The sequence below is a fragment of the Blautia sp. ZXY-1-C6 genome (assembly GCF_056339875.1).
Window position 1 is genome coordinate 1 of sequence record NZ_JBWJVQ010000094.1, and the last position, 10,864, is coordinate 10,864.

12 protein-coding genes are annotated in these 10,864 nt (G+C 34.2%); 2 read left to right on the plus strand and 10 right to left on the minus strand.

What is annotated here, in order from left to right; all coding sequences use genetic code 11:
• Positions 1–34 precede the first annotated feature (34 nt).
• The 6 genes from AC075J_RS03500 to AC075J_RS03525 form a co-directional block, all read right to left on the minus strand.
• Positions 35–1,120 carry an FtsX-like permease family protein gene (locus tag AC075J_RS03500; RefSeq protein ID WP_476390007.1) on the minus strand — a complete coding sequence of 362 codons (1,086 nt, stop codon included), beginning with the start codon at positions 1,118–1,120 and terminating at the stop codon, positions 35–37.
• Positions 1,114–2,634, minus strand: a complete 1,521-nt coding sequence (locus AC075J_RS03505; protein ID WP_476390008.1) for an ABC transporter permease — start codon at positions 2,632–2,634, stop codon at positions 1,114–1,116. The genes AC075J_RS03500 and AC075J_RS03505 overlap by 7 nt, the downstream gene beginning before the upstream one ends.
• Complete coding sequence (locus AC075J_RS03510) at positions 2,631–3,293, minus strand: ABC transporter ATP-binding protein (RefSeq protein ID WP_117689861.1); 663 nt, start codon at positions 3,291–3,293, stop codon at positions 2,631–2,633. The genes AC075J_RS03505 and AC075J_RS03510 overlap by 4 nt, the downstream gene beginning before the upstream one ends.
• Before the next feature lie 173 nt (positions 3,294–3,466).
• Complete coding sequence (locus tag AC075J_RS03515; RefSeq protein ID WP_275932381.1) at positions 3,467–3,592, minus strand: hypothetical protein; 126 nt, start codon at positions 3,590–3,592, stop codon at positions 3,467–3,469.
• 16 nt (positions 3,593–3,608) lie between these two features.
• A complete protein-coding gene (locus tag AC075J_RS03520) occupies positions 3,609–3,743 on the minus strand; it encodes a hypothetical protein (RefSeq protein WP_276512585.1) in 135 nt (44 codons plus the stop codon).
• Between the two features lie 66 nt (positions 3,744–3,809).
• Positions 3,810–4,652, minus strand: a complete 843-nt coding sequence (locus AC075J_RS03525) for a zinc dependent phospholipase C family protein (protein ID WP_117689860.1) — start codon at positions 4,650–4,652, stop codon at positions 3,810–3,812.
• A gap of 137 nt (positions 4,653–4,789) precedes the next feature.
• Here AC075J_RS03525 and AC075J_RS03530 point away from each other — a divergent pair, with 137 nt between their 5' ends.
• Together AC075J_RS03530 and AC075J_RS03535 are read left to right on the plus strand one after the other, a co-directional pair.
• On the plus strand, positions 4,790–5,533 hold the full coding sequence (locus tag AC075J_RS03530) for a response regulator transcription factor (protein ID WP_334294219.1): 744 nt from the start codon (positions 4,790–4,792) through the stop codon (positions 5,531–5,533).
• A 1-nt stretch (position 5,534) separates the two neighbouring features.
• Positions 5,535–6,575 carry a sensor histidine kinase gene (locus tag AC075J_RS03535; protein ID WP_117689858.1) on the plus strand — a complete coding sequence of 347 codons (1,041 nt, stop codon included), beginning with the start codon at positions 5,535–5,537 and terminating at the stop codon, positions 6,573–6,575.
• Positions 6,576–6,625: 50 nt separating this feature from the next.
• On the opposite strand, the gene AC075J_RS03540 is transcribed toward AC075J_RS03535, so the two are convergent.
• From AC075J_RS03540 to AC075J_RS03555, 4 genes are all read right to left on the minus strand, one after another.
• Positions 6,626–7,615 (minus strand): alpha/beta hydrolase, encoded by a 990-nt coding sequence (locus AC075J_RS03540; RefSeq protein ID WP_243108934.1) that lies wholly within the window; start codon positions 7,613–7,615, stop codon positions 6,626–6,628.
• The gene (locus AC075J_RS03545) at positions 7,599–8,789 is read right to left on the minus strand and encodes a hypothetical protein (RefSeq protein ID WP_476390009.1); all 1,191 of its coding nucleotides are present in this window, start codon (positions 8,787–8,789) and stop codon (positions 7,599–7,601) included. Before AC075J_RS03545 ends, AC075J_RS03540 begins: the two co-directional genes overlap by 17 nt.
• Positions 8,770–9,312 (minus strand): RNA polymerase sigma factor, encoded by a 543-nt coding sequence (locus tag AC075J_RS03550; RefSeq protein ID WP_243009851.1) that lies wholly within the window; start codon positions 9,310–9,312, stop codon positions 8,770–8,772. The genes AC075J_RS03545 and AC075J_RS03550 overlap by 20 nt, the downstream gene beginning before the upstream one ends.
• Positions 9,313–9,576: 264 nt before the next feature.
• Positions 9,577–10,864: sensor histidine kinase (locus AC075J_RS03555; RefSeq protein WP_476390010.1), on the minus strand; the 1,288-nt coding region annotated here is incomplete at its 5' end.

The following is a 10,864-nucleotide window of genomic DNA, read 5'->3' on the forward strand; positions in this document are numbered from 1 at the left end:
TTTCATGGGGCCCACTTTTTATGCTGTAAATAACCTATAGATTTCTAACGTGTTCTGTAATATCTTCCCCTTCCCAAAGATAAATTCCAACCTCAGAAGCTATGATAGATATTATTAAATACAGTACTATAATGGTAGCTGCTGGAAATAAGGTAAACTGGAAAGTAAACAACCAAATAGAAGAACAAATACCCCTGACTGCTGTCATACTAATTAGTGTTGCAAGTATAAAACCACCAATTGCAGCATAAAAAACATATCCTACACTCTCTCTTATAATCAATTCACGCAATTGTTTTTTTGTTGCACCTATACTTCTAAATGTTGCAAATTCTCGGTTTCGCACAATTAGGTTTGTAAAAATAATATTCACAAGATTTACAATTCCAATTACACCTAAAATTCCTCCAATCAGCACACATAAAATTCTGACCAGCATTTTATAGTTCTCAATTTCAGAGTGCCTTTGTTCTGTAGTTTCAAATCCCACATTGGTAAATTTTTCTGAAATATCCTGTAACATTCTGTTCACAGCCGGAGCATCGTTCTCATCTGCATCAAAAGAATAATTCACTAAGTTACCTTCTCCATACAGTTCTTTAAATAAGCCTTCGCTCAAATAAAACCAAGGACCTAAGATTGTTCCTCCCCCTGTAGAGCTTCCTCCTGATATTTGTTCTGAGTCTATTACTAAAATTTGAGAAAGAACTTCTACCTCTTTTAATGGTTTTCCATCTTTATAAATAGTCACAACATCGCCGACTTTAGGTGATATTTCAATACCATCTGTACTAGGCTTTCCATTATCATTTGCACGAATACCAACTAAAATATAATCTCCACTTTTTAATTTTTCTTTAATAGAAATAATATTTTTTTCTCCTTCTAAAATCTCTATTTTCCCCAAAAAGTTTTCTGAAATTCCGCATACATTACATATGGGTTTCTTATCCTTACCTAAGGTTAACGTACCATAATTGGTTGTTGCACTATTAGTAATTACTCCATCAATTTCTATACTGGGTATTTTGACATCTATTACCTCGACCCCCCAATCAAAACTTATATCAAAATTATATACAGATGCATCTATTGCATTTTTATATAACTTTGTTACCATCTCTTAATCATGGCATTCTTTTCAAGTTCTTGAATGGCTTCTTCATTTAAGGACGCAGAAGGTTTGACATAACCAATACTAGGGTTTAATGTATCTGTTGATGCAACTAAATAATCCCTTCTCATTTGTACATTAACATATTTCTCTTCATCAAAACTATTAGAAATAATCCATAAGGAATTGACAAAGACAACACTTAATATAAGCGATGTAAATACTAAAACGGTTCTCTTTCTATTTCTCTGCAGATTGCTTCTTGCTATATTTTTAATAGAGTGAATATCTTTTTCTGCAGTTTTTTTCTTCACCTCTGTATATTTTGCTGTTTCAATCGCCGAATACTTAGCAGCCCTTTTAGAAGGTCTTCTCATGCTCAAAAATACTGTAATCAATACAAAGAAAACTGTTAATATAAAGATAGCTGGGTGTACCGACTGCACAATAGTAAGTTCTTCCTCACTGTATTCCCAATTCTTCAGAATGACTGGTAGCAAAAGTGCCCCTAGCCCATATCCAACAACTAATCCAATCGGAATACCAATAAGAGATAAAAGGAGCATCTGTCTTCGCATTAATCTCTTAATCTGTTTGCCGGTCATTCCAATCGTTTTCATTATTCCAAATTCTTGAATGTCCTGCATAACGCCTATATCAAAAATATTATAGATCAATAGGTATCCACACAAAATAAATAGTGCTCCGAAAAAGACTATGGAAAGACCAACTCCTGTATTTCCGTCTTCTGAATACAACATGGGATTGACTGCTACATTAACATAATTGTTTCCGTCAGCATTTTCTGTTTGTGCCCCAAGACTTTCTGCATATTCTTTAAGATTTTGCTCAATATTCCCTGTATTCTTTACACAAACACTTGCATAATAAGTTCCTAAAATCTCTTTATCAATATCGTATGTATTCTCTGACACTTCAGGATTGTGTTCTAAAAATGTTTCTGAAACGATCAAAAAATTAACTTTAGGACCGCCTTTGTACCAGCCTGACAATCGCATGTCAAAGTTATATTCTTGACCTCTTAATGTAAAAGACACCGGAACATGACTTCCTACTTCTTTTTTTATTCCCAGTTCTTCTAATGCTTGCTCTGATAAAAGCACTTCTTTTTCATCTTCCGGCATCTTCCCTTCTTCCAAGGAAAGATAATACGCTTCCATACCTGCTTTATCCAGATAGTCTATTTCGATAGGTCGCTTCGTTTCCCCTTCCATAAGAGCAATGGGAACTCTTCCTCCCACGCTTTCAAATAAATCAGAATTTTGAACTTTCTGAAATTGTTCTTTGTCCAAAAATCTAAGTTCTGCGTCTGCTTTCATTCCAGATAATTTTAGTTGTGTTTCCTGAATGGATTGCATACCTCCAAATCCAATTTCCAATACTGAGGTAAATAAAATGGTCGTTAAAGTAATTGCCAATACAAGAAGAAGATTTCTCTTCCTATGTACTTTCAGATTACCCTGAACCATTTCTTTCATTATTTTCTTTTCATTACTCATACGATTTTACCATCTCTCATTCTTATAATCCTCGATGCCGTTTCTGCAATTTCTCTACTATGGGTAATCATAATAATCGTCTGATTATAACGCTCCCCTGACTCTCTGAGCAATCTAAGAACTTCTTCACTTGATTCACTGTCCAGGTTTCCTGTTGGTTCATCTGCTAAAACAATATCCGGTTTGGTGATCATTGCCCTGGCAATGGCAACCCTCTGCTGCTGCCCGCCTGATAAGGTATTCGGTAAATTTTTCAACTTATTTTTAATACCCAGGATTTCTACAATCTCTTCAAAATATGCTTCGTCTATTTTGCTGTTTCCCAAATATAAAGGGAGCAAAATATTGCTTTTTACATTAAGTGTTTGAAGAAGATTATAATTCTGAAATACAAATCCGATATGCTTTCTTCGATACACCGTGAGTTCTTCCGATTTCATTTTTGTTATATCTTTTCCATGTATCCGAACCGTTCCCTCTGTCGGATTATCCAATCCGCCCAGCATATTTAATAATGTTGTCTTGCCGCAGCCTGACGGTCCAACAACAGCAATAAACTCGCCTTCTTCAACCGAAAGATTGACATGATCCAATGCCTTTATACAAATCTCTCCAGTACGGTAGTATTTTTTTAAATTTGATGTTTTTACCAATTCCATTGTTCTTACCTCTCCTTGTTTTATTTCATCATAAACCCTAATTCTTACTGAATTATTACCTCCCCCCCAAAAAAAATTAAAAGGGAACATTCATCTCATGATAGAGGAAATGTTCCCTTCGTTCATTCTACTAATTAAAAAAGTGAAACGCCAAGAATCACCTTAATTACGTTTTACCAATATGGCACAATATGTGTGTTACACCAGCCCTCTGAAACCTCACAATCATGCAAACAATCATCTGGATCACAATACTGTACTTCTACATCAAACAATTCTTCCTGAATTCTTTTTTCCATATAACATTCCTCCGTCTTACCAGAACTCCGTAATATGCGCATTGCAATAATTTGGTGCTGTTTGGCAATCATGCCAGCAATCATCTGGATCACAATACTGTACTTCTACATCAAAGTTTTCGTTCTGCATTTTCTTTTCCAGTTCTTTCATTGTCCCGTCCTCCTTTCCTTGATATTTTATGATTTTAAAGTGTGACGTCACCACAAATCATCTTATTTAGTAAATACCTACTTCCTTACCAAATTTGTAAATATACTTGCTTACTGTCTTTATTGCATTTTGAACGGACTGATTTCCGACTGAGCTATAGGTATCTTTATTCTGTGCCAGTCCAGCCAATGCTTTAGCATCTTTTGCAGCACTATAAAGCATATCTCCTACTGCTGTATTCTCAGCACTACTATAAACATTTGTGCCAAAACTATTCCCTGCTATGGTATATTCTGTACGGTGTTTGTCCACATACTTTTCAAAATCTGAGTGATTACTATTTACTGCTGTCAGATTGGAAGCATGATGTGGCTCATTCAAATCTGATACATAATGTGTTCCCTTTCCTAAGTATTCCATAGCCTTATCTGGATATCCATCTTTATATGCTGCAACTGCACTTTGATAATAGGTTTCTGCTCTGGTTCGTGCTGTAGGATTTTTCTGTCCCATCCAGTTTTTTCCGGTATCTGGATCATAGAAATGTCCTGCAAACGTGCCATAATCTGTTTCATTTCCTAATACGTCCGGCCAATCTGTATATTCGCATATCACAGCAGCCTTTGTGTTTAATATACTGGCACCTTTATCGTTATTTAAAATCTTCAAGGCATTCGATACGATATACTGGTGTGTATGATCTACCCCGCCGCTGCTAAAGCGCTCATCCGGATTTTCTACATGCTCAATGGGTGCGCCTAGTCCGTAAATTTCATCTGAACCATTCGAAATATCAAGAACCTGTTGCGGTAAATTCTGGGATTCCGCTGCCGATACCGTCCATGATGGCGATACAGAAACACCTACCAAAACCATTGCCAAAAGTACCCCTAGTTTTTTACATTTCATATCTAGTACCTCCCATTTTTTCTTATCAGTATATCCGTAGATTCTTACCAAATTATTACAATTAGTGCATTTAAAAAAATATTTTATCTGAAAAAAATCATTATTTACTTTTGCATTTTTTACAATTATAATACATCTTGAAAACCGTAAACGCTCTTTATGGTATAGAAAAACTTAGAAATTTAGAACAGAAGGAGTGGGAAACTATGCACCGTATCTTAATTATTGAAGATGATTTCTCCTTAAATAATACCCTGGCTTATAACTTGCGGACAGCGGGCTATACTGTTGACTCTGCATATAATGCAAAAGAAGCCTTTAAATATTTAAAACAGTATCATTACATTCTTCTGATTTTGGATATTAACCTTCCTGACGGAAATGGATTTGAATTATATTCAGAGTTGAAAGAAAAATCAAATGCCAGTATTATCTTTTTAACCGCAAATGATTTAGAAAATGACATAGTGAAAGGATTTGACCTGGGTGCTGATGACTATATTACAAAGCCTTTTTCACCTGTCGTCTTACAAAAGAAAATAGCTGTTTTAACAAAATATATCACAGAAAAACAAAAGGAAACCATATATGAAGACGGTAATCTCTGCATCAATTTCTCGCAAATGACTGCGACACTGGACAAAGTTCCCCTGGAATTATCCCCTTTGGAGTACCGTATTCTGCAATATTTTATTGTGAATAAAAAGCATATTTTAAAGCGGGATCAGCTTCTTGAGCATCTCTGGGATTTCTCCGAAAACTTTGTAGGTGATACTTCCCTAAATACTGCTATTAGCAGACTCCGAAAGAAAATCGAAGCCAGCGGGCATCGTTATATAAAAACAATCTATGGAACTGGATATATGTGGATAGGTGACTGATATGAAAAAAACATTTTCTTTAAAAAAAATATATATTATAGTTTCCCTGCTATTTCTATTGATATTTTCAGGAACCTGTATCATATTGCGTACACTTACATCAGATCCTAAAGTATTTTTACTTTTTACCGTTTTCACTTTCCTTCTGCTTATCTGTGTATTTATTCTCTTTTGTACGATTTTCCACAAGCTCACCTTGTTTACTCGTGAACTTCATAAAACATTGGACAGTATGATTGAAGGAACCTATTTTTCCCCTGATGAAAAGTATGACGAAACTTTACTATCACAGATCAATCATCATTTAGGAAGATTGTACAGTATATTGGAAAACACAAAAAACTCTGTAAATGCCGAAAAGGTACAGCTCCAGCAGCTAATTTCTGATATTTCTCATCAGTTAAAAACCCCCATGACTACGCTGCGCCTGACAGAGTCCGCTATGGAAAAAGCCATTACAAAACCGCAGGAACTAAAGACTTTATTTCACACAAATACCGCACATCTGAACAAGCTGGAATTTTTAATCTCTTCCCTTGTAAAAATATCCCGTTTGGAAACAGGTGTGATAAAACTATCCCCAAGTTATCAAACGATTGGTGACACCATTCTCATGGCTCTGGAAAATATCGTCTTAGCGGCTGATCAGAAGAACATTCAAATAACTTTTAATTATTCAGAAGACTTTAAGGCGTATCATGATCCCAAATGGACTTCCGAAGCGCTGTATAATATCCTGGATAATGCTGTAAAATACACGAATGAAAACGGACATATTTCCATAGAACTTTTTACCCTGGAAAACTATACCAAAATAGCAATCACTGATTCCGGTATCGGCATCAAAGAATCGGAAATCCCAAAACTTTTCCAACGCTTCTACCGCTCTCCTTCTGTCAAAAACTTTCCGGGAGTTGGTGTTGGGCTGCATCTGGCACAAGACATTATCAGCCGACAATATGGTTTTATCCATGTGCTTTCTACTCTTCATGTAGGCAGTACCTTTGAAGTTTGGCTTATCAACTCAGACTCTCCTAAATAAAGAAAAATGCCGCTACAGGTTTAGTATCACCCGTAACGGTATTTTTCTGTCTAATTTATAAATTTAGCAACATAATAATTTATTCTTTCCTTCTGCTCAAAATGCAGATAATGTCCCCCTTTTAACATTACCAATCTGTTTTCCTGATTATCACCTAACACACTTCTATGCAACTTCTCCCATCCTGGAAAAATTTCACAATTGTCTTTTGAAACAAAGTTTAGCACTGGCACTTCTTTCGGAAATTTCATGTTCCGCACTATCTTCAGATTATTTTCTACCTGTTTTAATTCATTCATTACAGTCTTGTTATAAGAAGTATCAAGGGAAAGTATCCGAAAAACTTCTAAGTCTTCCTGTGAATAAGAATAATTCTGGTCTGCATAGATAGCCTTTTCCGGATTTCCAATTGAAAATATCCGGCTAATTCCCAACACATTTTTTGTTTTACTTAAATAGGCCATCAGAAGATTTAATTTTGTTGTATCAAAGGGTTCATTCTCATTTTGCTTTGGTACAGAAGAATCTATCCCTATAAAACCACGAACTTCCTCTGGATAAGTATTAGCATAATACAGGGAATACAATCCGCTAATAGAATGAGCCATCAGATAATATCGGTGAACTCCAATCTCCTCTAAACAGGCATGTAATTCCTCTACGATATTCTCTATGCTTCTCTCTGTATCTGCGGGATCAGACAGTCCATAGCCAAAAGGCTCCACTGTAATCACTTTATATGTCTTTCCTAATTCCTCAGCTAAAGGTCTAAACTCTAATACCGGAGAAGGAGATCCCAGTCCTGGGAGTAACACAATAACGGGGGATTCTTCTGCTTGCAAACCAGCAATTTCCACAGTCATCTTTTTCCCATTGACTTTAACTGCATTGCCATAAGCTGCTTGTACCTTTGGTATTTCTCTCTTTTTACAAAAATAATTCCATGTGCTCCCCATGCAGCATAGAATCAGAATTACAATAGCCAACCACTTTATTATTTTAAATATTTTCCTTCTCATAATTTTAGAAACAAATTTCACCTCCCGTTACTTTCACTGTTTTAGATCCACTATTAGTTACATAGAATCTATAGTATCCACTAGACAGTATTGTAAATGATGTTTTATGGGAAGTTCCTGAACCGCTATACTTTTGGGTTCTACTTCCATTCTGATTGATATACCCCATCTTTACAGAGGAAGATACATTCAAGTTTACCCGAAAAGTAACAGTAGTACCTCCACTCACATAAAACATAGAACCATTGGAGTCATAAAAAGATACCGTTTTCCCACTTTCAATACTAATTTGCTGTAGTCCCATTCTATCCTCTATCTGATCTTTATATAAATCTTCTCTACAAATACTATAAGTTGTTATATTTCTTACATTATCGGCTGCTGAAACTGGCATAGCAACCAGGCAAATAAGCCCTAATATTCCCAAAAATATTCTTGTTTTTTCATCTTTCACTTTCCCCTTTTCTACAGTCAATATTCCTTGCGAAATCGTTACTCTGTCACTAGATACATTTTTTAAATATACACCATATTGTCCTGATTTAGGAATATCCAGGATTATCTTATTTTCTGTTTCTGATATAACCTTCTCATCTATCACCTCTCCATTAAAAATATATCCAATCTCTAATGTTCTTGCTTCACCTCTCTCATCACTATCAGACTGTATGAAATCTAATATAAAAACATCCCCTGTTTTCATATCCCAAGTATCTCCATCAAAATCTGTAAGGACAATCATGGTTCCGTTATCCAAATAACACTCTGGCACTGATCCGTTACGCTCTGTTTTTAATTCCATAATATATTTTGCAATAGGAATTCCATCTTTATATAAATTTTCTGGTAAAATGATGTCCGTTTCCACTTCCATTTGTATAGCTCCGCTGTTTTCCTTTTCATATAAAGCAAGTCCGTTCTGATTTTCTAAAACCACTTCCTCATTATTTTTGATTTCACCTGCAGATTTTAAAACTTCATGTGCCCCAACAGTGATTCCTCCAATTCCCATTGCCGCTGCCAAAACAGCTATATATCTCCTGCGATTTCTTTTGGCTTTGGTGTGACCTATCTCAAGAAAAACAATTTCTTTTATTCGCTTCTCACTTTCAATATTTTTATGTTGCATTTCATTTTCAAATAGCTCACAGGAATTATCAAACATTTCACTTATTTTAAACTTCACTGGCATCATATCCCTCCTCCAGAAGAATCCTTTTCAGAGTTTCTCTTCCTCTCCGCAGACGGGTCTTTACTGTTTGAGGATTCATTTTTAATGTTTCTGCAATCTCTTCTATTTTTTTATACCGATAATAATACATAATAAAAATTTTTCTATCCGTCTCTCTTAATTTCTCCAATGTTCTTCCAATGATCAACTGTTGCTCTTTCTGTAAAATCAAGTGCTCTACATCACCATCAATCAAAAGAATATCATCATTAAGTTCCAGAATTTCTCCACGATAAGCTCTTAACCAATCTTTCGCTTTATTTCTTGCAATCATTCCCAGATACGATTTGACACTGCTGTACTTTTTATAATTAATCCTTTCTGCTGTCAGCCATAGGGAAATAAAAGTATCTGCAACCACCTCCTCTATATCTTCCTTGGTACCTTTTTTATGCAGTAATTCCCAGACGATACATGTGATATAGGAACTATATAAATCAATGATTTTTCCCAATGCCCATTCATCTTTCCTCTTCAGTTTTCTCATTAAAATAATTTCATCCATTGTCCAAATCCCATCTGTCTGTTTTTTATCAATACGGAAAGGATTGGAGTTTGGTTTCGTTCTATTTCAAAATATTGAATAAAAAAAAGAATATCGCTTTTGCAACATTCTTTTTTTATTCTCTATATCACCGATTATAAGTGTCCTACTATTCTTTTATAATATAATTAAATGTCTTTAATTTCATTTACTACGTTTTTCCATCAAAACATAAAAATAAGATTGTAATTTCCCACTTTGGCTATTTTAATTTGTATTTTTTTCAAAAAACAACATAATTTTTACTATGAATTGTTTTTCCTCATTTATGCACTTTAGTGTACCATTATATTTTTCAACTGCATCTTTTACACTCGGAAGTCCCCAACCATGAAATTCTCTATTTTTCTTTGTTGTTGAAGGAAAATGTGCAAATGACTCTTTATTTTCTTCACACGCATTAGAAACCTTTATAAGTAAAAAGTGATTAATCCGGCGTATAGTCAACGAAATATTTCTAGGTATTTTCAATTTTTCAGAAGCTTCAATCGCATTATCCAATAAGTTTGCCAATATTGTGCACATATCATGTGGTTTAATATTGGTATTCTGCGGGAATTCCACATTCACATTACAGGTAATTCCTTTTTCCTTCATTTTTCCCAATTTACTATTAATCACTACGTCAACAACGTCTATTCCTGTCCAAGTAGTTTTCGATAATTGCATTATTGGGCGACTTATTTCTGTAATATAATTCTTTGCCTCCAACGTCTTTTCTTCATCTAAAAGCTGATATAATACATTCAAATGGTTATTTAAATCATGGTATAGCTTTGCATTACCTGTATAAATTTCATTAATAGTTTTATAATTTTCTTCAAGCAGTTCATTTCGCATTTCTGCAAAATCTAATTTCATTTTTTCTTCTTTGCTTTCCATTACAAAATAAACTGTAAAAAAAAGTAATGACCAAAAAGCTATAAATACAAACCACACACCTGTCATTGTATAATTAAATGCCTTAAATGTTTGATTAACTAAGTATACAAATCCCAAAAATCCCGCACAGGATATAATTAAAATTGTATATACATAGTTCTTCTTCAATGAAAAAGAATATAAATATTTCTTTATCATAAAATACAGCAGTATCCATAAAAACTTTATAACACAAATCATTACTACACGTAAAATTCCTCTTGTAGAAACTAGCGCAGTAAATGTATCATAGCCACCATAAAAATTCGATACAAGAGTAAAAATCAAAAAGTCGAAACAGCTTAAACATAATACATAAAAACTTGCGATTGAAAATAGTTCTATATACTTTCTCCTGTAGATAATTTTAGCGGTAATACTCATATATAATACAAATAATATAATCGTAAAATAAGAAAATATTGATACATGATTGCAAATTTGTATTAATACAGTTCCTATTATTGCTAATTCTCTATCTAATATAAAGTTTTGCTTTCCTCGTTGCTTATATAACAAAATACTATATATTTTATATAATACAAATACTTCAACAAAACTTGCTAAAATTTCA